This window comes from Flavobacterium cryoconiti (assembly GCF_048158645.1).
Classification (GTDB): Bacteria; Bacteroidota; Bacteroidia; order Flavobacteriales; family Flavobacteriaceae; genus Flavobacterium; species Flavobacterium cryoconiti.
In genome coordinates this window covers 632,907-656,537 of record NZ_JBLNKW010000001.1, presented here as the reverse complement: position 1 = coordinate 656,537, position 23,631 = coordinate 632,907, and the positions used below count along the sequence as shown (strand labels likewise).

At 36.2% G+C, this 23,631-nt stretch carries 14 protein-coding genes; 10 read left to right on the top strand and 4 right to left on the bottom strand.

The annotated features are described in order from the left end of the window. Positions 1-93 precede the first annotated feature (93 nt). From ACM55H_RS02645 to ACM55H_RS02630, 4 genes are all read right to left on the bottom strand, one after another. A complete protein-coding gene (locus ACM55H_RS02645; RefSeq protein WP_416835027.1) occupies positions 94-534 on the bottom strand; it encodes a LexA family protein in 441 nt (146 codons plus the stop codon). Continuing rightward, positions 525-1,799, bottom strand: coding sequence for a Y-family DNA polymerase (locus tag ACM55H_RS02640; protein WP_416835026.1), 1,275 nt, complete (start codon positions 1,797-1,799; stop codon positions 525-527). Before ACM55H_RS02640 ends, ACM55H_RS02645 begins: the two co-directional genes overlap by 10 nt. Positions 1,800-1,902: 103 nt before the next feature. Then, positions 1,903-2,619, bottom strand: coding sequence for an NUDIX hydrolase (locus ACM55H_RS02635; protein WP_416835025.1), 717 nt, complete (start codon positions 2,617-2,619; stop codon positions 1,903-1,905). Between the two features lie 22 nt (positions 2,620-2,641). Continuing rightward, positions 2,642-3,361 (bottom strand): NUDIX hydrolase, encoded by a 720-nt coding sequence (locus ACM55H_RS02630; protein WP_416835024.1) that lies wholly within the window; start codon positions 3,359-3,361, stop codon positions 2,642-2,644. 383 nt (positions 3,362-3,744) lie between these two features. On the opposite strand from ACM55H_RS02630, the gene ACM55H_RS02625 reads away from it, so the two are divergent. From ACM55H_RS02625 to ACM55H_RS02580, 10 genes are all read left to right on the top strand, one after another. Beyond that, positions 3,745-5,238, top strand: coding sequence for a xylulokinase (locus tag ACM55H_RS02625; RefSeq protein ID WP_416835023.1), 1,494 nt, complete (start codon positions 3,745-3,747; stop codon positions 5,236-5,238). Then, positions 5,238-6,560 (top strand): xylose isomerase, encoded by a 1,323-nt coding sequence (gene xylA / locus ACM55H_RS02620; RefSeq protein ID WP_416835022.1) that lies wholly within the window; start codon positions 5,238-5,240, stop codon positions 6,558-6,560. Before ACM55H_RS02625 ends, xylA begins: the two co-directional genes overlap by 1 nt. A gap of 91 nt (positions 6,561-6,651) precedes the next feature. Continuing rightward, positions 6,652-9,702, top strand: a complete 3,051-nt coding sequence (locus tag ACM55H_RS02615) for a SusC/RagA family TonB-linked outer membrane protein (RefSeq protein ID WP_416835021.1) — start codon at positions 6,652-6,654, stop codon at positions 9,700-9,702. Between the two features lie 11 nt (positions 9,703-9,713). Then, complete coding sequence (locus ACM55H_RS02610) at positions 9,714-11,300, top strand: RagB/SusD family nutrient uptake outer membrane protein (protein WP_416835020.1); 1,587 nt, start codon at positions 9,714-9,716, stop codon at positions 11,298-11,300. 20 nt (positions 11,301-11,320) lie between these two features. Next, positions 11,321-12,190 carry a hypothetical protein gene (locus ACM55H_RS02605; RefSeq protein ID WP_416835019.1) on the top strand — a complete coding sequence of 290 codons (870 nt, stop codon included), beginning with the start codon at positions 11,321-11,323 and terminating at the stop codon, positions 12,188-12,190. Positions 12,191-12,402: 212 nt separating this feature from the next. Beyond that, entirely contained in the window at positions 12,403-14,895 is a 2,493-nt protein-coding gene (locus tag ACM55H_RS02600) for a glycoside hydrolase family 2 TIM barrel-domain containing protein (protein ID WP_416835018.1), read from the top strand. A gap of 59 nt (positions 14,896-14,954) precedes the next feature. Continuing rightward, positions 14,955-17,354: a glycoside hydrolase family 31 protein gene (locus ACM55H_RS02595; RefSeq protein WP_416835017.1), complete on the top strand. Its 2,400-nt coding sequence runs from the start codon at positions 14,955-14,957 to the stop codon at positions 17,352-17,354. Between the two features lie 83 nt (positions 17,355-17,437). Continuing rightward, positions 17,438-19,444 (top strand): glycoside hydrolase family 97 protein, encoded by a 2,007-nt coding sequence (locus ACM55H_RS02590; protein WP_416835016.1) that lies wholly within the window; start codon positions 17,438-17,440, stop codon positions 19,442-19,444. Positions 19,445-19,664: 220 nt separating this feature from the next. Further along, positions 19,665-21,263, top strand: a complete 1,599-nt coding sequence (locus ACM55H_RS02585) for a GH39 family glycosyl hydrolase (RefSeq protein WP_416835015.1) — start codon at positions 19,665-19,667, stop codon at positions 21,261-21,263. 107 nt (positions 21,264-21,370) lie between these two features. Next, positions 21,371-23,605: a glycoside hydrolase family 3 C-terminal domain-containing protein gene (locus ACM55H_RS02580; protein WP_416835014.1), complete on the top strand. Its 2,235-nt coding sequence runs from the start codon at positions 21,371-21,373 to the stop codon at positions 23,603-23,605. Positions 23,606-23,631: the final 26 nt, after the last annotated feature.

Genomic DNA, 23,631 nt, shown 5'->3' with positions numbered 1-23,631 from the left:
TTTAGAACCTGTCCATTAGTTTGGGCAGGTTTTTTTGTTTCTAAAAATTAGCTTTCTGCGAATTCGTTTTTTTAAAACGATATGTTACTGGTTTTAAACCTTCTTTATCACATAGGTCACGATTCCCCAAATGATCAATTGATTTTCTTCGGTAACTTTTATAGGAGAATAATTAGAATTTTCAGGCATGAGATATAAACAATCTTTCTCAAGTTGAATGCGTTTCACCGTAAATTCTCCATCGATAAAACAAATGGCAACTTTATTGTTTTGTGGTTCTAAACTTCGATCCACCACAAGCACATCTTTGTCGTTTATGCCTGCATCAATCATTGAATTCCCTTTGACTTTGATATAAAAAGTGGCCAAAGGATTTTCACTTAGCTCTTTGTTTAAATCAATATTTGTCTCCATAAAATCAGCCGCCGGCGAGGGAAATCCCGCCGAAACGCCTTCGGACATGAAAGGGATTTTCAGGTCACTTTCAAAATCAGGCAGAAAAAAGGTAAGTTTTTTATTTTTGTTTAATGACATTTTATTTCGAGAATGTGTTTAAAATTAGTGGTATATTTTGGAGACAAATGCTTCTGATTCATATTCCACGTCAGGCTTAAATTTTGAGTAGCCAATTTTACTTTTTTATCTCCAATTTTATTATTGAGACGATCCATCACTTTCATTAACTCCAAATGTTTTGGATTTTCCTCATCAAATAACTGCAATTGTTTTCTGTTTTCATCCATAAGTTCCGTAACAATAACGCCTGCTTTCTTGAATTTTATATTCTCGTTTCCCTTGTACAATTTCTTAAAGATATCAATTGCCGTATTCGAAATTGTCAAAGTAGAATTAGTTGCAAAAGGCAGAGTAACGGCCATATTAAAATAATATTTGGAAGTTTGTACCGTATGTTTATCGATGACTAACATTACTATAATCGTATGACAACAAGAGTTTTGTTTCCGTAATTTCTCTGCACAAACCGATGCAAAAGTGGCAATGCGTTCCCGCAATAAATCAAAATCAGAGATTTGTTTTGGAAAACTTCTGGTAATCGCGATACTTTTCTTTTGATCAACAAGAGGTTCTAATTCTAAAACTGATTTCCCTTCTAATTCATATTTTAACCGAAGACCCGTCACTCCCATTTCTTTCTTAATCCAAGCTTCGTGTTGTGGTGCTATAAAGTCTAAAGCGGTGGTAATATTTCGAGCTTTCATCTTTTTATTCATTCGATAACCAATGCCCCAAACATCTTCAATTTTAGTCCACTTCAAAGCTTTGATGCGTTTCTCATCACTATCGATTACATAAACACCTGCTGTTCTATCTTGGAATTTTTTGGCGATTTTATTGGCTACTTTTGATAATGCTTTGGTTGGCGCAAAACCAATACAAACGGGAATTCCCACCCATTTTTGTACGCGGGTTTTCATTTGAATACCATAATCATGGTAATCTAAAACCTGTAAACCATCAAAATTAAGAAAGGCTTCATCAATGCTGTAAATTTCGACATTAGGCGTAAACTGGCCTAAAATTGACATCACCCGATTACTCAAATCACCATAAAGGGCATAATTCGAAGAAAATAACGTTACACCTTTCTCTTTTACCAGCTCCTTGATTTTAAATGTCGGCGCACCCATTGGAATTCCAGCTGCTTTAGCTTCACTGCTTCTGGAAATTACACAACCATCATTATTTGACAATATTGCAATCGGTTTTCCTGCGAATTGAGGTTGAAAAACCCTTTCGCAAGAAGCGTAGAAATTGTTACAGTCGACTAAAGCATACATTGTACAAAATTACTCAATATGCTTTTATGCGAGTAAGTAACAAAAGTTAATTTTCGGATTTGTTAATAAGTAAAACAGATTGGCTTTTAAGAAATAAATTAGATCAAAACTCGAAATTGAACCCTTTTTGAGTTAATTTTTCATAAATTTCAGGGTCGAATTTATACAATTGTGCAGCTCGATGGGAAACATCTTGTTGTTTTTCATCCAGTGGGACTAGTAATTTCATCTGTAGAATCTTTCTGCGGAAATTGGATTTGTCTAATGTGATTCCTAATATTTCCTCGTAAAGATGCATGAGTTGCAATAAAGTGAATTTTTCGGGTAATAAGTTAAAACCTATTGGTGCTTGACGTACTCTGTTGCGTAATTGCATCAAACTAAAGTCTAAAATTTCGTTGTGGTCAAAAATTAAATTTGGTATGGCGTTAATTTTATACCATTTAGCTTCCTTTAAGGTAAGACTGGCTTTTATATTATAATCTTCTCGGTTTACCAATGTGTAGTAGGCAATGGTTACAACTCTTCTTTCGGGTACACGATTTGGATCTCCAAAAGCTTTCAATTGCTCTAAATAGATGTTGTCAAGACTAGTTAGTTCATACAATATTCGTTGAGCAGCATCATCGGCACTTTCCTCTTTTCGTAACCAACCCCCAAGAAGCCCCCATTTTCCTATGCTTTCTCCTTCGGCATGTTGTACTAAAAGAACTTCTAGACTTTCTTTGTTAAATCCAAATATAACACAGTCAATAGAAATTCCATCGATATCTTGAATACTATTAGTTTTGGTATTGTTTTTAGAAGATAGGAATGTCATTTATTGATTTTATAAGCGATTATCAAAACTCGAAATTGAATCCTTTTTGAGTTAGTTTTTCATAAATTTTGGCATCAAATTTATACAACTTTGCTGCTCTATGGGAAACATCTTGTTGCTTTTCATCCAAAGCAAGCAGTAACTTCATGTGCAGAATTTTTCTACGAAAATTAGATTTATCCATCTCTACTCCCAAAACCTCTTCATAAAGATGCATGAGTTCCAATAATGTAAATTTTTCAGGTAAAAGATTAAAACCTATGGGAGCCTGACGCACTCTATTGCGTAATTGTTTTAAGCTGTAATCTAAAATTTCATTGTGGTCATAAATCAAATCCGGTATTTCATTAATTTTATACCATTTCGCATCAGCCGCAGTAAATCCGGCCTTTACATTATAATCTGCTCTTTTAATCAAAGCATAATAACCAATTGTAATAACCCTTCTTAACGGGAAACGATCAGGATCTCCAAAAGCTTTCAATTGCTCTAAGAATATATTATCTAATCCTGTAAGTTCTCCCAACAATCGATGGGCAGCATTATCTATACTTTCTTTCTTTTTTATCCAACCTCCCGGAAGCCCCCATTTTCCTTTACTAATACCTTCAGCATGTTGCACCAAAAGGACTTCTAAAATTCCGTTGTCAAAACCAAATATTACACAGTCAATCGTTATTGCATTCATGGCTGATTGCTCTACAATTTTTAAGGAATCAGTATCGGTATTTTTTTCAACCATAGTCTAGAAATTTGAATGAAATATAGAAAAAAATTAAAAAATGAGATTTATTTTCTTTCTGTGTTTTAAGAGCTAAATGCTTTTTTTGTAAATATTTAAAAAAATAATGGAATTATTGACACATTATTTTTAAAAAAATCATTTGCAGCTAAAATTTAAAAATAATAATTTTTATCAGATAACACTGCCCTTATTTGATGCAAATGTATAATAATACCCTCAATTAATTATCAATTACAAATTTTTAAACATAAAATATTGTTAATATAAAAAAAATGTTTTACACTTGTAGTCAAATTTACCATAAGCATATAGTTAATTTGACTAGAAGTTTAAAAAAAGCAAACATAAACAACAAATACAACCCCTTAAAAACAAGTAATATGTATTTTTTAGGAATCGATTTAGGAAGTTCTTCGATAAAATTATCGGTATTTGATCCCGAAAAAGGAATTACTGTTGGTTCAGTAACTGTTCCGGAATTTGAGATGGATATTATTGCGCCTAAATTTGGCTGGGCTGAACAAGATCCTAATTCTTGGTGGCAAAATGTTAAGAATGGCATACAAATTTTAGGAACAAAACAGCATATTGATTTAAAACAAATAGCAGGAATTGGCATAGCCTATCAAATGCATGGATTAGTCTTAACTGATGAAAAATTAAATCCAGTACGTCCTTCGATTATTTGGTGTGACAGCAGAGCTGCAACTATAGGGAACGAGACCTACAATCGTATGGGGCAGGAATACTGCCAACAACAAATTTTAGGAAGTCCAGGAAATTTTACAGCTTCTAAATTAAAATGGGTTCAAACCAATGAACCTGAAGTTTTTGAAAAAGCGACCTACATGATGCTTCCGGGTGATTTTATAGCCGCAAAACTTTCAGGGATTCCACAAATCAGCACTTCTGGACTATCAGAAGCCGCTTTATGGAATTTTTCCAAAGGAGGTTTAGCTACCGAAATACTTGAGGAAATGGGGCTTCCAGAGAAAATGATTCCTGAAATTGTACCTAATTTTGGATACCAAGCAACAGTTCATCCAGATATAGCAACTGAATTAGGTCTTGATAAAAACACTAAAATAACGTATCGTGCCGGTGATCAACCTAACAATGCATTATCGCTAAATGTATTAAAACCGGGAAAAATAGCCACTACAGCAGGTACTTCAGCCGTAATCTATGCTGTAAGCGACAAGGACATCTATGACAAAGAAAATCGCATCAATACGTTCTTGCATGTAAATAACACCGAATCTCAAAAAAATAATGGGGTGATGCTTTGCATTAACGGGTCCGGTATTTTGTACCAATGGTTACGAAAAATCATGTCCGTTGACAAAGCAAATCTAATTGCATACGACACGCTTAATGCTGAAGCCGCAAAAGTTGAAGTAGGAAGCAAAGGCCTTCGCTTCTACCCTTTCGGGAATGGTGTTGAACGTATTTTTAATAATAAGAACGCCAATTCAGGGATTCAGAATTTAAACTTTAACATCCACCAGTCCGGACACCTCATTAGATCAGCTTGTGAGGGAATTGTATTTGCCATGAATTACGGTTTTGATGTCATGAAATCCGTAGGAGCATCTGGAGATGTCGTGAGAGCTGGGAATGCAAACTTATTTTTAAGTCCTGTTTTCAGAGAAATTTTCACCAATACAACACAAACCACTTTAGAACTCTACAACACTTCCGGAGCCGAAGGTGCAGCACGCGGCGCAGCCTATGGTTTTGGATTTTATGCTTCCCTTGATGAAGCTTTTAAAGGGTTGAAATGCATCGAACGAATTGAACCCAATCATTCGCTGACTTCACAATATCAAGACCTATATCAAGAATGGAATAATCATATTAAACTAGAACAATAATGAATACAACTAAACAATCTTATTTCAAAAACATCGATACCATAAAATTTGAAGGTAGAGAAAGTGATAATCCTCTTGCTTTCAAATGGTATGACGAAAACCGTGTGATTGCAGGAAAGACATTAAAAGAACATTTACGTTTCTCTATGGCGTACTGGCATACCCTATGCAACAAGGGAGGAGATCCTTTTGGTGCAAACACAGAAATACTTTCTTGGGATAAAAATGAAAATGCAATTCTGAGAGCCAAAGATAAAATGGATGCGGCTTTTGAATTCATGAGCAAACTAGGATTGCCATATTATTGTTTTCACGATTTAGATATCGTAGATGAAGCACCAACCTTGTCAGAGTTTGAAAACCGAGTACAAACGATGGTGGAATATGCCAAACAAAAACAACAAGAATCTGGAATAAAACTGTTGTGGGGAACTTCAAACCTATTCAGTAATCCTCGTTATATGAATGGAGCCTCAACCAATCCTAATTTTGATGTTGTTGCTTATTCAGGTGCTCAGGCTAAAATTGCTATTGATGCTACTATTGCTTTAGGCGGTGAGAATTATGTTTTCTGGGGAGGTCGTGAAGGATACATGAGCCTTTTGAATACCGATATGAAAAGAGAATTAGACCACATGGGTCAATTCTTGACTACCTGTAGAGATTATGCTCGTAAAGAAGGTTTCAAAGGTACTTTCCTTATTGAACCAAAACCGATGGAGCCTATGAAACATCAATATGATTTTGATGCAGCCACTACATTAGGTTTCCTTAATAAATACGGACTTCAAGATGATTTCAAATTGAACTTGGAAGTAAATCATGCTACTCTTGCAGGCCATACTTTCGAACATGAGTTACAAGTTGCGGTAGATGCCGGAATGTTAGGAAGTATTGATGCGAATCGTGGTGATTATCAAAATGGTTGGGATACCGATCAATTCCCTGTCAATGTTTATGAAATTACTCAAGCCATGTTAGTCATCTTAGAAGGTGGTGGAATTAAAGGTGGTGGAATCAACTTTGATGCAAAAGTGCGCAGAAACTCTACCGATTTAGAAGATAAGTTCATTGCACACATTTCTGGAATGGATGTTTTTGCCCGAGGTCTTATCTATGCAGATCATATTTTACAAAATACAAATTATAAAAATTTACGCAAACAGCGTTACGGATCATTTGACAGTGGCAATGGAGCCAAGTATGAAAAAGGAGAACTCTCTTTGGAAGCACTTAGCGAAATAGCACGTGCAAATGGAGAACCTCAACAAATAAGTGGAAAACAAGAATTATTTGAACAAATTATTGCCAACGCATATTAGTCTATTAAAATTACCATTAACTAACCAAATTAATCAATTCTTAATTATTATGAAAAGAAAATATTGTACATCGACAATGCTTCCCTTTTGTATGTCGCTACTATTCAGTGTATTTATGCTGCAATCAGGTTTTGCACAACAGCGATCTCTTACCGTAAGCGGAAAGATAACATCTAGTAACGACGGCATGGGCATTCCCGGAGCAAGTGTTGTAGTAGAAGGAACCAATAAAGGCACCACAACTGACTTTGACGGTAAATATCAAATTAATACAGAATCCGATGCTGTATTAAAAATCAGCTTTATGGGTTTTAAAACACAACGAATATCGGTAAAAAACCAAACAATAGTGAACGTTGCCATGCAAGTGGAATCAGCAGATCTTAAAGAGGTTGTTGTAATAGGATATGGCTCTCAGAAGAAAAAAGTATCCACAGCAGCTACTTCTTTGGTTACTGGAAAAGACATTCAACAAGTTGCCAGTCTTGATGTTGTTAATGCCTTACAAGGACAAAGTTCTGGAGTATCCATCACTTCGACTTCTGGGCAACCGGGAGCAGGTATGGTAGTAAACATACGCGGTGTGGGAACCGCAGGAAACAGCGCTCCACTTTATGTTGTAGATGGCGTTGTTGTGGATAATGGTATTGGGTACTTAGACCCTTCCTCAATTGAAAGAGTCGACATCCTTAAAGATGCCTCAGCAGCATCAATTTATGGAGCCAGAGCTGCCAACGGAGTTATATTAGTGACTACTAAAAAAGGTAAAGATGGTAAAATGAGTGTATCGCTAAACAGCTATACTGGTTACCAACAGATTGCCAAAAAATTAGACATGCTAAATTCAAATGAATATGCTGTTATCATGAATGAGGCGCGAGTAAATTCTGGTTTTACACCTTTGTATACTGCCTCGCAAATAGCGGCACTTCCTAACCACGATTGGCAAAATGATTTATTCAATAATGGAGCTACAAAACAAAATCACTCCTTAATGATTACGGGTGGTGATAAAAAATCTACTATCGCTACAGGATTATCTTATTATGGACAAGAAGGTCTTATAGGAAGTCAAAACAGTCAATCACAGTATGACCGTATCACATTCAATGTGAACACTACATCTGATGTTATAGAAAATCATTTGAAAATTGGAGAAAATTTCTCTTTCGCTAATATTAAAGGTAATGGTGTTTCTGACCAAGGGATATACAATAATAGTATAAGAAGTTTTCTAAACGCATCTCCGTTAGACGCTGCATATAATGCTGATGGAAGTTTTGCCACTTCAATTATTGCTGCTGATGTTTTTAATCCGGTAGCTTCTTTATATCATAATAATTTTAAAGAAGATAAAATAAATCGTTATGTAGGAAATGTATTTGCAGAAGCAAAATTCATGAAAAACTTTACATTCAAAACTAGCTTTGGAGTGGATATGTCGGATAGCTCTTATCGTTCTTTTAAACCCGTGTATAATGAAACGCTTTTTGACAATAATCTTATCTCAAGTGTTACACAAAGTTCTAATAAAAGTTTAGGATGGTTATGGGAAAACACTTTGCAATATAAAGCTTCAATCAATGACATCCATCATTTTGATGTATTGTTAGGGACTTCTGCTAAGTCAAATACTTCCGAAAGTATGGGTGCCACGGGTAAAAATTTAACTTTCAATGATTTCACCCATGCCTATTTAAGCAATGCAACAGATAAAACATCAAACACTGTAAATGGAGAAAGATATGATTATAGACTTCAATCTTATTTTGGAAGATTATTATATGATTATGACAATAAATACTTATTCACAGCAACAATAAGAAGAGACGGTTCTTCTGAATTTGGGTCTAATAATAAATATGCATATTTTCCTGCTGTATCAGCCGGATGGAATGTAGATCGTGAAAATTTCTTTCCAAAAGAAAGTATCATAAAAAACCTTAAAATAAGAGCCAGTTGGGGACAAAACGGTAATGATCAGTTTTCAAAACGATTTGCATATATGTCTACCATAAACTCTTATGATAAAAACTATCATTTCGGGACAGGTGCTAATGAAACATTATACACAGGTTCCAGCCCGGATGCACTTTCAAATCCAGATTTGAAATGGGAAACATCTGAGCAAACTGACTTTGGTTTTGATGCTACATTATTTTCAAACCTTACTTTGACATTCGATTATTATAACAAAACGACTAAGGACTGGTTAGTACAAGCATCTATTCCTGAAATTGCAGGGGCTACGCCTCCCTATACTAATGGTGGAGATGTTAATAACAAAGGAATTGAATTAGGATTAGGATACAGAACTAATTTTGGAAAAGACTGGTCATTTTCTATAAACGGAAATATATCTCATAATAAAAACGAAGTGCTTCGTGTTGCCAATTCTGAAGGCATAATCCACGGTGATTCTAACCTTCTTTTTCAAGGTTTAGATGAAATGAACCGTGTACAAGTAGGACAACCTATTGGTTATTTTTACGGACTTAAAACAAATGGTATTTTTCAAAATGCAGCCGAAGTTGCTGCTGGAGTTCAACCTAATGCAATGCCTGGTGATGTTAAGTTTGTGGACTTAAATGGCGACGGAAAGATTGATGCAAGTGATAAAACTAATATTGGAGATCCAAATCCTGATTTTACTTATGGATTAAACATGGAACTATCTTACAAAGCTTTTGATTTATCTATTTATACCTATGGAGTTTCAGGAAACCAAAATGTTATTGGAGTTCGCAGTATCGAACGTCCTTACTCAAATTTCACAACCGCTATCTTGAATCGCTGGACAACAGAGGGAAGCTCTAACTCTGTTCCAAGAGTTACTTATGGTTCAGATGCAAACGGGAATTATACCAAAATGTCAGATTTATATGTTCAGGACGCAAGCTTCTTTAGAATTAAGTCTGCTACATTAGGTTGTGATTTAACGAAACTAACGGACAAGTTAAATTTCTTTTCAAAATTCAGATTATATGTTGCCGCAAACAATCTATTCACTTTTACCAAGTATAAAGGAATGGATCCAGAAATTGGGTTTGGAAACACAAACCAATCATGGGCAAAAGGGATTGATGTAGGGTACTACCCACAGCCAAGAACCTACATGATGGGACTTAATGTTAACTTCTAATTATCAAAAAAATGAAAAATTATATTAAACTATTTACCGCATCAACCCTATTAATATTAAGTTCTTGCTCGAATGATTTTTTAGACACTACACCTGTAACTGAAAAAGTTTCAGAAAATTTTTATAGAACTCCGAAGGATGCTCTTGAAGGACTCGTTTCAATATATGATGTATTGCAACAAGAAGGTGGCTGGGCTGGTTTCCAAATGATTACAGAAGAAGCTTCGGATGATTGTTTTGGAGGTTTTGGAACTGCTGACGGAATAGGTGTTTTAGACTGGGATCGCTTTAAAAACAGCTCTGATCCAGAAATGAATAATGTTGTTTGGCAAACGTGCTACAAAGGAATATACAGAGCCAATGTTTTATTAGAAAATTTGGATAAAGTAAATTGGGGAACTGACACTGCACTTAAAACAAAATATGAGGCAGAAGCTCGTTTTTTAAGAGCTCATTTCCATTTTGAACTAGCAAGAATTTTTGGAGATATCGTTCCACTTGATCATACCATTAGCACAAGTGAATTTAATTCCCCAAGAGTAGCTCCTGAAGTTACTTATGCTTTAATTGCCAATGATTTAAAATTTGCCGCTGCCAATTTAGGTACCGAAAATTATTCTCAAGTAGGAAATCCAAATTACGGTCGCATTACTAAATGGGCTGCAGAAGCATACATCGCTAAAGCATTTTTATTCTACACGGATTATTATGATAAAACTGATTTGGCAGGTGTAATTACTAAAACAGAAGCGATAACTAGCATTAATGATGTTGTAAACAATAGTGGACATGCTTTGATAGCAGATTATTCTCGTCTATGGCTTGCTGCCTCACTCGCAAATTATGCAGGTGAAGGTAATACAGAGATGGTATGGGCCATTCGTTATAACGGAAGTGGTAAAGGAGACTGGAATCTTCACGAAGGAAACCGTTTATCAGTATTAATTGCACCACGTGGTGGAAACATAGGACGCTATGCTTATGGTTGGGGTGGACTTACTGTTACTCCTAGTCTTTATAATGCATACGAAGTTGGAGATACTCGTAGAGATGCTACAATCATCAATTTTGCAGGAGAAGGATTAAATTTTGATCCGGCACCGAATAAAAGAGACCAACGTCAATATACAGGATATGCTTGGAAAAAATATTGTCCGGTTACCAATGAAGCTGGAGTTGCAGACGTAACTGCTAACGGTGGAAATTTCCAAATTGACAATGTCGAAGATTATGCAGTAATACGATTTTCGGATGTATTGCTAATGGCTGCTGAACTTAATCTTGGTACTAATGCTGGTTTTGCAAAAACCTGTCTTGATAACGTTCGTGATCGTGCTTTTCAAAATGCTACTCACCGTGTTGCAGCAACTTTACCAAATATCATGAAGGAACGTCAATTAGAACTTGCATTAGAAGGGCAACGCTACTTTGATTTAATCAGACAAAGTCCAGCTTTAGCTAAAGCTGCCATTGATAATGTAAATAGTGATTCTCAATTTAATGTAACATTTAGAACAGAGACACTAGGTTTATTTGCATTACCTCAGTCACAAATAGTACTTTCTAACGGAGCAATAAAACAAAATCCAGGTTGGTAATAACCTTAAAAATAATGATTATGAAAAATATATTTTTAACATTAATAGCTATAATTGCAGTCGGTTCGTTATTTTCTTGCGAACCGGTAGAAGACCGTAACAGCCTTCCTGCCATGACTCTTAAGTCCTCAGACCTTAATTATACGGCTGTAGCAAATGGGAATACCATCGAATTAAAAAACCTAACTCCAGATATTATACCTTATTGGAGTTATGTTGATTCAAAAGGGAATGAATTAGGACATTCAAACCTAAATGAATTAACTATTGCCATGCCATTTGCCGGTACTTATACCATTAACTTTTCAGCTTATACAAAAGGCGGTTCAGTAACAGATACAAAAACGGTAACCATTTTAAAAAATGACCAAACTTTATTTAGTGATCCCAGATGGGCAATGCTAACTAACGGTGTAGCTGGAAAAACATGGGTATTTAATATGGTAACTGAAAGCCCATTTGCATTTGTTGGTGGTGGATATATAAATAAGACAGTAGAAGGAGATTGGGCTTGGTATCCAGGCAGCATCAATGACGTTTCTTGGTCGGGTATAGAAAACAAAGATTGGGGAGAAGTAACTTTCGACCTGAACGGAGGCTATAATGTAAAAGTCAAACAAACTTCATTGACTACAGGAAGTACTGTAAAAACCACTCAATCTGGAACGTACAATTTTAGTCTTACAAACGGTTCTACAAATGATAGAATCATATTAAATGGAGGAATAGAAATACTACATCTTAATGCCTATTATAACGAGACTTTATCAGGGTTTTCATTTTCTAATGTTAGATTAATTGAGCTTACTGCAAGTTCTTTAAGGTATGCCGCAATTCGTAACGACGGTGTTCAAGTTGTAATGAATTTAATACCAAAAACTAGTAATTAAACTCAATTGGTTTAGTTATAAAACAGAATAAAAATATTGATAATCAATGTATAAATAATTTATAATCTCAATATTTTACTCACTTACATCAAACATTTAAATATTTTTAAACAGTTACGATACACAAAAAGGTTTAGATTAATTTATACTACTGATAAGCTATATTTGTTCGACTTATCAGTAGTATTAAATTAAATTAATATAAATTCATCATGAATAAAAAGAAAAATTTCAACCATTTTCAGAAAACACTTATTCTACTTGGGATTATTATCACTTTGGCTTTTAATAGTAAAGGAGGCAAAACTGATTTAAATTCCAGAAAAATCAACTTTAATTCTGGTTGGAGTTTTCATTTGAATGATAGTATAAAAGATAAGGATACTATCAATAGCACAACAACTTGGAGAACATTAAACCTACCGCACGATTGGAGCATTGAAGGAAAATTTGATGAAAAAAGTCCTGCAGGTTATGGTGGAGGCGCACTTAATGGTGGATTAGGCTGGTACAAAAAAACATTTAAAGTTGCCACTGCAAATAAAACTAAAACGACTTCTATAATTTTTGACGGTGTTTATAGAAACAGCGAAGTCTGGATCAACGGACATTATCTTGGTAAACGTCCAAACGGGTATATTGGTTTTCAATACGACCTTTCTCCTTATTTGAACTACGGAGATAAAGACAATGAAATTATTGTCAAAGTTGACAATTCAAAACAACCCAATTCGCGTTGGTATTCCGGTTCAGGAATATTTAGAAATGTATGGTTACAAACAACGGATAAATTACATGTTGAACAATGGGGAACTTATATTACTACCCCAAAAGTAACTGTCAAAAGTGCTTCGGTACATTTGGAAACCACAATTAAAAATCAATACACGGCTTCAAAAAGCGCAACGATTCTAACTACAATTTTTAAAAATGACATCAAAGTAACTTCGGTTACCCAAAATATAAGTATTGCTGCAAATGCAAATCAAGTTCTAAACCAAGACATTCTTGTTAACAACCCCGTTTTATGGTCTATTGAAAAACCGGAACTGTACACTGCAGTTACAATCATTAGCATAAACAACAAGATAGTTGACGAATACAAAACCACTTTTGGAATCAGAAATTTCAAATTTGATGTCAACAAAGGATTTATTTTAAACGGAAAACAAGTCAAAATCAAAGGTGTTTGTATGCACCACGATTTAGGACCATTGGGATCGGCCATCAACACCAGAGCCATCGAACGCCAATTAGAAATTTTGAAAGGAATGGGTGTCAACGGCATTAGAACCTCACACAATCCGCCTGCTCCAGAGCTTTTAAATCTTTGCGACAAAATGGGTTTTATTGTCATGGACGAAGCATTTGATATGTGGAAAAAAGCCAAAACCAAATACGATTATAGCCTTAATTGGGACAAATGGCACGCTAAAGATTTACAAGATCAAATCCTTAGAGATCGAAACCATCCCAGCATATTTATGTGGAGTATCGGCAACGAAATTCCAGAACAATGGAGTGATGAAGGCGTGGTAATTGCCAAAGAATTATCAGCAATCGTAAAAAAATTAGACACCACACGATTAGTGACTGCCGCAATGAATCCTGCCGTAAATATGAATATTGATGCGGTAACTTTGCAATTTGAAAAGTCTAAAACCTATTTCAATTCATTAGCAACTTCGGGGGCTTTGGATATTATAGGGTATAATTATGCCCATCAAACTTTTGAATACCATCAAAAAAACTTTCCTAATGTTCCTTTCATAGCCACCGAAACTACTTCGGCATTAGAAACCAGAGGGTATTATGAATTTCCTTCCGATACAATCAAAGTATGGCCTGTTCGTTGGGATTTGCCTTTCACAACGGGAAATCCAAACAATACCGTATCCGCATTTGACCAAGTAAGAGCGCCTTGGGGTTCGACCCACGAAGCCACTTGGAAAGTGATAAAAAAATACGATTTCCTTGCAGGAATGTACATCTGGACTGGTTTTGATTATATCGGAGAACCAACACCTTACGAATGGCCATCGATAAGTTCGTATTTTGGAATAGTGGATTTAGCGGGTTTTCCCAAAGATGTTTATTATATGTACCAAAGTGAATGGACTGATAAAACGGTGCTACATATTTTTCCACATTGGAACTGGAAAGTGGGACAAAACGTAGATGTTTGGGCGTACTATAACAATGCCGATGAGGTTGAACTTTTCCTTAACGGAAAATCAGTTGGAGTTCGAAGCAAAAAAGAAGACGATTTACACGTGATGTGGAGAATTCCTTTTCAAGCAGGAACATTAAAAGCAGTTTCTCGTAAAAACGGAAAGACAGTTTTAGAAACCGAAATCAAAACGGCTGAAGCTCCTGCCCTTTTAAAATTAACTGCCGATAGAAATACCATTAACGCTGACGGAAATGATTTGTCTTTTGTAACGGTTGATATTTTAGATGCAAATGGGGTGCTTTCGCCAAATGCCAATAACGAAATTAGTTTTTCTTTAAAAGGAAACGGAAAAATAGTAGGAGTTTGCAGTGGAGATCCTGTAAGTCATGAATCGTATAAAGGGACAAAACATACTGCACTAAACGGAAAATGTTTAGTGGTGATTCAGTCTGGAAATAAAGCCGAAAAACTAGAATTAACTGCTAGCGCCAATGATTTGAAAAGCAGTAAAACAGTAATTACAACTAAATAAAACATTTAATATTTAACCTAACTAACCCTAACAAGATTAAGGTTCTAAAACGAACAACAATGAAAAAACGACAATTAATACCACTATCCCTATTCATGGTATTTGGACTTTTTGTGACTCCAAAAGGATTTGCTCAAATTCAAAATGCCGATGTTCTGAACGCACCAATGGATATCAGCAAAGATTTTCAGAATTACCTGAACACGTTTTATTTTGCTGATGAACTTACTAACTTTGACCCTCAAACAGGAAAAGGAACAGTAAAATATTTAAGATACAATTACCAAACACGTCAGGCATTCAACAATATGATGATGAAGCCAAGTCCGGTTGTAGCCAATGAATTTCCTGCTACCGAGTATGCCGCTTCACCTGAATTGCCATTCCAAATTCAGTTTGTTTCAGACCGTACGTTGAGAATAAAAACAACTTCAGGACCACAATTTCATCCCGAGGCAGCATCTTTGATGCTAGTTGACGGAGTGGCTCCGAATCACCCAGAATTATGGAAATATTCTAAAATTGAAGGCGGTTATAGATTTACCAGTAAACATGGTTCTGTTGAAATTCAAACCAAACCGTGGCACGTAAAAATTTACGATGAAAAAGGAAAATTGTTAACAGGAACATTACATGATTCTGATTTTAAAAATACGTATACACCAACACTTCCATTCTCGTTTGTGCGTAGAAACAGCGATTATTCCAGAAGTATGGGAGCTGCTTTCAGCTTAGAGCCTGATGAAAAAATATTTGGTTGTGGGGAATCGTTCACCCAATTCAACAAACGCGGACAAAAAGTGGTTTTATGGACAGATGATGCCAATGGTATTCAAAACGAAACCATGTACAAACCGGTTCCGTTTTATATGAGCAGCCGTGGTTATGGAGTGTTTATGCACCATTCCACTCCTATCACTGTTGATTTTGGTAAATATTTTGGCAGTGCCAATGAAATGTATATTGGTGACGATGAGGCCGATTTGTTTTTCTTCATCGGTGAACCAAAAGAAATATTGGATGAATACACTAATTTGACTGGAAAAGCAGCAATGCCACCACTTTGGTCATTTGGTTTTTGGATGAGCCGCATCACGTATTTCTCTGAAAAAGAAGGGCGTCAAGTTGCCAAAGATTTACGCGCCTATAAAATCCCAACTGATGTAATTCACTTCGATACGGGTTGGTTTGATGTAGATTGGAGAAACAATTACGAATTTTCTAAAGACCGTTTCCCGGATGCTGTGAAAATGATGTCGGATATGAAAGACGATGGTTTCCATGTATGTTTATGGCAATTGCCTTATTTCTCTCCAAAGAACACTTTGTTCAATGAAATCATGGACAAAAATCTAGCAGTAAGAGACCGTAAAGGAAACTTGCCTTATGAAGATGCAGTTTTAGACTTTTCGAACCCTGCAACTGTGACTTGGTACCAAGCCAAATTGAAACATTTATTTGACCAAGGAGTTTCTGTTTTCAAAGTGGATTTTGGAGAAGCTGCACCGCCAGACGGAATTTATCATTCAGGTCGTACCGGTTTCTACGAGCACAATTTATACCCATTGCGTTATAATAAAGCCGTTGCCGAAATTACTCAAAAAGAAAAAGGATATACTTTAATCTGGGCCAGAAGCACTTGGGCAGGTAGCCAACGGTATCCATTACACTGGGGTGGTGATGCAGAAACAAGTAATGGTGCAATGTCAGCCGAATTGAGAGGAGGACTTTCATTAGGATTAAGCGGATTCAGTTTCTGGAGTCATGACGTAGGAGGATTTGCAACCAAATCGCCTGAGAATTTATACCGCAGATGGGCACCGTTCGGGATGTTTACTTCACACGTGAGAAGTCATGGTGAGCCTCCACGTGAACCTTGGTTGTACAGCAAAGATTTCTTGGAAGGATTTAGAAATGCCGATAATATGCGCTACGAATTAATGCCTTACATCTATGCGCAAGCCAAAGAAAGTTCTCAAAAAGGATTGCCAATGATGCGTGCTTTGTTCCTTGAATATCCAAATGACCCGGGCGCTTGGTTGGTGGACAATGAATACTTATTTGGATCCAGTATGTTAGTGGCTCCTTTATTCGAAGAAGTAACAGAAAGAGATGTCTATCTTCCGGAAGGAACTTGGATTGATTACCAAACCAAAAAAGTCTATCAAGGCGGATGGCATAAAATCAAAGCGGGTGCGATTCCAATCGTAGTTTTGGTTAGAGACGGCTCAGCGATTCCTCACATTGCATTGGCACAATCTACAAAAGACATGGATTGGAGCAAATTAACTTTAAAAGTATATGCTACTGATACTACCAATACTGCAATCGCTAAAGTATTCTTGCCAGATGGTGATGCTGTACAAACGATTACAGTTTCTAAAAAAGGAAACAATTTTGAAACGACATCAAATCCATTAACTGGAAAAACCACTTTCAAAACGGAGTGGGTAAAATAAACAAGTTGAGTTAGTTTTAAATCGGGGAGTTAAGAGTTACTTAATTCCCTGATTTATAAAAAAGACAATTAAGAAATAATACGATGATAAAAAGACTGATACTTCCTGTTCTATTACTTTCAATAGCTATAGGTAACGCTCAAGGCAAAAAAGCAAAATCCTACGAATTGACTTCTCCGGGAGGGCAAAATAAAATTAAATTTGAACTAGTAAATAGCGTTCCGAAATATGCCGTATCTCACGGAAAAACAGAAGTTATCACACCATCGGATATGGGGTTTTTGCTAAAAAATAATGAAAATTTTAGCTCAAATTTCAAAATTACGGGCGTAAAAAAATCAACCTTCGACGAAACTTGGAAACAGGTTTGGGGAGAAAAGAAAAACATCAGAAATCACTACAATCAATTAGTGGTGAAACTGCAACAAAAAAACAAACAAAAACGCAAACTGGAAATTCAGTTCCGTGCTTTCGATGATGGAATTGCCTTTCGTTATGTATATCCAAAACAAGGGACAAAAGACAGTATTTTCATCATGGATGAAAAAACGACTTTCAATCTGAAAGAAGATGGAAAAGCATGGTGGATTCCGGCTAACAGAGAAAACCGTGACGAATATCTGTTTAAGGATTCGCCTGTAAGTACACTAGATACTGTTCTTACACCGCTGACTATTGAAAGTAAAAGCGGACTGGCATTGAGTTTTCACGAAGCAAATTTAGTAGATTTTGCAAGTATGACTTTGGTAAATACTACTGGAACGCAACTTAAATCGGACCTTGTGCCTTGGGCAGACGGTGTGAAAGTGCGTGTAAAAGATACATTTACCTCTTCTTGGAGAACGTTACAAATTGCTGAGAAACCTACAGATTTAATTACGTCTTATTTGATTTTAAATCTGAACGAACCGAATAAATTAGCCAATACAAGTTACTTTAAACCCTACAAATATTTCGGAATTTGGTGGGGAATGCACATTGGAAAATATACCTTTTGGGAAAGCGACAAGCAAGGAGCAACAACCAAACATGCTCAGGAATATATTGATTTTACAGCGAAAGAAGGATTTCATCATTTGCTAATCGAAGGTTGGAACAAAGGTTGGACTCCTACTTGGTATGAAAATAAAATGCACATGTTTAGTTTTACAAAAAGTGCCGATAATTTCGACTTGGAAAAAGTAGTGGAATACGGAAAGAAAAATGATGTAGCGCTTATTGGGTATCACGAGACTGGTTCGAACTTAATCAATTACTTAAAAGAAATCGACGACGCTTTTGCTTTATACAAAAAACTGGGAATGCATTCGGTTAAGATTGGTCATGTCGGTTCTAAATTGAATATGAAACAATGGCATTTTGGACAATTTGGAGTGAATTATTTTAGATATGTTTTGGAAAAAGCGGCCCAATATGATTTGGCTGTACTGTATCATGAGTCTATAAAAGATACAGGAGAACGCCGTACCTATCCAAATATGGTTTCAAGAGAAGCTGCAAGAGGACAGGAATATAACGCTTGGAGCGAAGGAAACCCACCAAACCATTTGACAATTATTCCTTTTACCAGATTACTTTCCGGACCAATGGATTTTACACCTGGGATTTTTGATGTTGAGGTAAAACAAGGATATCCAGGCAAAAGAGTTCACGGGACAACAGCCCAACAATTGGCATTGTATGTAACTATTTATGCACCAATCCAAATGATGGCCGACCTTCCGGAAAATTACGAAGGAAAACCAGCCTTACAATTCTTGAAAGACGTTCCAACAGATTGGGAAACTACCAAAGTCTTGAATGGTGAAATCGGACAATACATCACCACCGCTCGTAAAGACAGAAACAGTGCCGATTGGTTTTTAGGAAGTATAACCAATGAGAAAGCTAGAGATTTAGCTATTTCATTAGCTTTTTTAGATTCCAAAGCCACTTACGAAGCACAGATTTATGCTGATGCTGAAGGGACAGATGAAACACACAATCCATCTGCAGTAGCGATTTCTAAAAAAAATGTAAAAGCTTCAGATGTTTTGAAATTGCATTTAGGTGGTGCTGGAGGAACAGCTATCCGATTCAAAAAATTATAAATTATGATAACAGCAACGGAGTAAAATCCGTTGCTACAATATGTCCCGTCCTCAGCGGACTCTTACATTCCGTGTTAGAGCCCTAGACTCAGACAATTGTGTAAGGCTGGGCTACAATGTCCCGTCTGCAGCGGACTCCTACATTGTGTGTTAGAGCCGTAGGCTCGGACAATTTTGTAGGGCTGGACTTTAGTTTTTTAAAACAAAGAAACATTTCCAAATGAAAAAAAATATATTTACCCTTATTTTTCTATTCCTCTTAACCCATATTTCGATATTTGGGCAAGATGCAAATGTCACAAAATCGACAGTTTACCGAACTATAAAAGTCGATTATAATAAATCAGTGGGAGAATTGAACACCATGTTCAAAGAGTGCATTGGAGCGGGAAGAGCCAATGAAGGATTACGAGCCGATTGGCAGCAACAATTGGCTATGGTAAAAAAAGAATGTGATTTTAAATACATTCGGATGCATGGTTTATTAACAGATGACATGGCCGTTTACCGAGAAGACAATAAAGGAAATCCAGAATACAATTACCAATATATTGATGCCTTGTACGATTTTCTTTTGAGCATCAAGATGAAGCCTTTTGTTGAATTAGGGTTTATGCCTTCAGCATTGGCGAGTGGGAATCAAACCATTTTTTGGTGGAAAGGCAATGTAACACCGCCAAAAGATTATAAAAAATGGGAAGACTTAATTCGCAACTTAACCCAGCATTTTACCGAACGGTATGGCGCTGAAGAAGTGAAAACTTGGTATTTTGAGGTTTGGAACGAACCCAACTTATCACCAGGTTTTTGGACGGGTACTCAGGCTGAATATTTCAAATTATATGAGTATACTGCAAGAGCCATCAAAAGTGTAAATGCAGCGTACAAAGTGGGAGGTCCTGCTACAGCTGGAGCAGCTTGGGTTCCTGAAACCATCGAATTTTGCAATAAAAATAATGTTCCATTGGATTTTATTTCAACACATACTTATGGTGTAAAACAAGGTTTTTTAGATGAATTCGGAACCTCCGGAACCGTTTTGAATAAAGATGATTCTAGCGTGAGCGGCGAAGTAATCACTTCTCGTCAGCAAATTTCGAACTCGGCTAAACCTAACTTGGAATTGCATTATACGGAATGGAGTTCGTCCTATACTCCTGCCGACCCAATCCATGACAGCTACCATTCTGCCGCCTATATTCTTCAAAAACTGAAACAAGTAGGAAACGCTGCAAACTCCATGTCGTATTGGGTTTTTACCGATATTTTCGAAGAAGCGGGTCCACGATTCACCCCTTTTCATGGAGGATTCGGATTATTGAATACGCAAGGAATCAAGAAACCAGCCTATTTCTCTTATTATTTGCTAAACAAATTAGGAAAAACAGAGCTTCAAAATACAGATACATCATCTTGGGCATGTAAAAATGCAAAAGGAGATGTCCAATTACTATTTTGGGATTTTACTCATACACTTCCTGATACTTCCATAAACAATCAGCAATACTACATTAAAGACTTACCGTCAAAACCCAAAGGAACTATAAAAATTGAAGTTACTGGGCTCCAAAAAGGAAAATACACTTTAAAAATATATAAAGTAGGCTATAAAGTGAATGACGTTTACACGGATTATTTAGGGATAAATAAACCAAATCAATTGACGAAGCAACAAGTAGATCTCCTTAAAAACAAAAATAACGGGGCACCGATTACAACAGAAAAAGTAATTATAGATTCAAAAGGAACTTATAGTAAGGATTTTAATATAAATGAAAATGATGTGCTGTTGCTGAATTTTGTAAAAACAATGAAGTAAAATTCTAAAAAATGAAATCTTTTTAATTTGGGCGTAACCCTTCAGATTTAAAAATAATTTAGACAACAATAGCCTAAAAAATAATTTAAAAATAAAATTAGCTACACATGAAATATAAAATAATCACATTATCCATCACATGCTCAGTAATGCTTTTGGCTGGATTCAATGCGAATTCCCAAACGGTTAAAAATAAAAAACAAACAAAAACGCTTATTGCAAATTCTTTAAGCACTAAATACGATGCCGAAATTGACAAGTTGATTTCAAAAATGACCCTTGAGGAAAAAATAGGGATGCTACATGGCAACAGTATGTTTTCAACTGGTGGCGTAAAACGCTTGGGCATTCCAGAATTAAAAATGGCAGATGGTCCATTAGGAGTTCGGGAAGAAATTTCTCGTGATAATTGGTCAGCAGCAGGTTGGGACAACGATTTTGCGACATACTATCCTGCTGGTGGAGGTTTAGCTGCAACTTGGAATACTGATTTAGCTTATACATTTGGGAATAGTTTAGGTCAGGAATTGCGCGCTAGAGACAAAGATATGTTACTGTCCCCTGCGATTAATATTGTCAGAACACCACTTGGAGGCAGAACATATGAATATATGTCCGAAGATCCGTTTTTGAACAAAAAAATTGCAGTGCCGTTAATCGTCGGTTTACAAGACAATGATGTTATGGCTTGCGTAAAACACTTTGCAGCCAATAACCAAGAAACCAATCGTGATTTTGTTGATGTACAAATTGACGAACGCACCCTTCGCGAAATATATTTACCAGCATTTGAAGCGTCTATAAAAGAAGCTCATGCTTACAGTGTCATGGGAGCTTATAACAAGTTTAGAGGCGAATATTTATGTGAGAACGATTATATGCTGAACAAAATATTGCGCGACGAATGGGGATTTAAAGGAATTGTTGTTTCGGACTGGGCTGCTGTTCATACTACCGTAAAAACGTTGAAAAACGGATTGGATATTGAAATGGGAACTCCAAAAGCTTTCAACGATTTTTTCTTGGCCGATAAACTGATCGCAGCAACTAAGGCTGGCGAAATTTCAGAAGCCGAAATTAATATTCACGTAAAACGAATATTGGGAGCTTTGTTTCAAGTAAAAGCAATGGGAGCTAAAGACCGTGCAAAAGGCAGCATTGCAACCGAAGCACATTATCAAGATGCCTACAAAATCGCATCAGAAGCAGTAGTTTTATTAAAAAACGAAAATAACGCCTTGCCTCTAAAACTCGATGACGTAAAATCTATTGCTGTTATTGGAAACAATGCAACTAAGAAAAATGCTTTGGGCGGATTTGGCGCAGGGGTTAAAACAAAAAGAGAGGTTACCCCTTTAGAAGGTTTAAAAAATAGATTGCCAAGCTCCATCAAAATCAATTATGCAGAAGGATATTTAGAGCGTTATGAAGTAAAAAATAAAGGAAATTTAGGAGATATTACCATGAATGGTCCGGTAACAATTGACCAATTGGATCCTGCTAAATTAGAGGAAGCTATTGAAGCCGCTAAAAATTCAGATATAGCCATTGTTTTTGCAGGTTCAAACCGTGATTACGAAACCGAAGCTTCTGATCGTAGAAATTTAACGTTGCCTTTCGGGCAAGAAGAATTGATTAAAAAAATAGTTGCCGTTAATCCCAAAACCATTGTGGTTTTGATTGCTGGAGCTCCTTTTGACTTTGAAGAAATAAAAAACAAAACATCGGCTTTGGTTTGGAGTTGGTTCAATGGTTCTGAAGGTGGAAACGCCTTGGCAGATGTATTGTTAGGAACAGTAAATCCTTCTGGAAAATTGCCTTGGACAATGCCGAAAAACATTATGGATTCACCTGCACATGCGACAAACAGTTTTCCTGGAGATAAAACGGTTAACTATGCAGAAGGAATTCTGGTAGGATATCGCTGGTTTGACACTAAAAAAACAGAGCCTCTTTATCCTTTTGGATACGGATTATCTTACACCACTTTTGCTTTCGACAATGCCAAAACGGATAAAAAAGGATACAGTGTGAACGAAACGATTGCAGTTTCAGTAACCGTTAAAAATACCGGAAAAGTGGATGGTAAAGAAGTAGTACAATTATATTCGTCTAAATCAGATTCGAAAATTACCCGTGCTGCACAAGAATTAAAAGGCTTCCAGAAAGTATTGGTTGCTGCTGGGAATTCTCAAACCATAACAATTCAGGTTCCAGTAAAAGAATTAGCATACTATAATGTTGACGCTAAAAAATGGACTGTTGAGCCAGGAAATTATACTTTAAAATTAGGAAGTTCTTCTCGTGATATTAAAAAAGAAGTTGTCGTAACTATCAAATAAGAATCACTCTAACACTAATTATGTCT

Excerpts from the sequence above, each read along its gene's own strand:
- ACM55H_RS02580 (WP_416835014.1), top strand. The coding sequence starts at position 21,371 with ATGAAATATAAAATAATCACATTATCCATCACATGCTCAGTAATGCTT.
- ACM55H_RS02605 (WP_416835019.1), top strand. The coding sequence starts at position 11,321 with ATGAAAAATATATTTTTAACATTAATAGCTATAATTGCAGTCGGTTCG.
- ACM55H_RS02595 (WP_416835017.1), top strand. The coding sequence starts at position 14,955 with ATGAAAAAACGACAATTAATACCACTATCCCTATTCATGGTATTTGGA.
- ACM55H_RS02625 (WP_416835023.1), top strand. The coding sequence starts at position 3,745 with ATGTATTTTTTAGGAATCGATTTAGGAAGTTCTTCGATAAAATTATCG.
- ACM55H_RS02635 (WP_416835025.1), bottom strand. The coding sequence starts at position 2,619 with ATGACATTCCTATCTTCTAAAAACAATACCAAAACTAATAGTATTCAA.
- ACM55H_RS02600 (WP_416835018.1), top strand. The coding sequence starts at position 12,403 with ATGAATAAAAAGAAAAATTTCAACCATTTTCAGAAAACACTTATTCTA.
- ACM55H_RS02590 (WP_416835016.1), top strand. The coding sequence starts at position 17,438 with ATGATAAAAAGACTGATACTTCCTGTTCTATTACTTTCAATAGCTATA.
- xylA (WP_416835022.1), top strand. The coding sequence starts at position 5,238 with ATGAATACAACTAAACAATCTTATTTCAAAAACATCGATACCATAAAA.
- ACM55H_RS02585 (WP_416835015.1), top strand. The coding sequence starts at position 19,665 with ATGAAAAAAAATATATTTACCCTTATTTTTCTATTCCTCTTAACCCAT.
- ACM55H_RS02615 (WP_416835021.1), top strand. The coding sequence starts at position 6,652 with ATGTCGCTACTATTCAGTGTATTTATGCTGCAATCAGGTTTTGCACAA.
- ACM55H_RS02640 (WP_416835026.1), bottom strand. The coding sequence starts at position 1,799 with ATGTATGCTTTAGTCGACTGTAACAATTTCTACGCTTCTTGCGAAAGG.
- ACM55H_RS02645 (WP_416835027.1), bottom strand. The coding sequence starts at position 534 with ATGTCATTAAACAAAAATAAAAAACTTACCTTTTTTCTGCCTGATTTT.
- ACM55H_RS02630 (WP_416835024.1), bottom strand. The coding sequence starts at position 3,361 with ATGGTTGAAAAAAATACCGATACTGATTCCTTAAAAATTGTAGAGCAA.
- ACM55H_RS02610 (WP_416835020.1), top strand. The coding sequence starts at position 9,714 with ATGAAAAATTATATTAAACTATTTACCGCATCAACCCTATTAATATTA.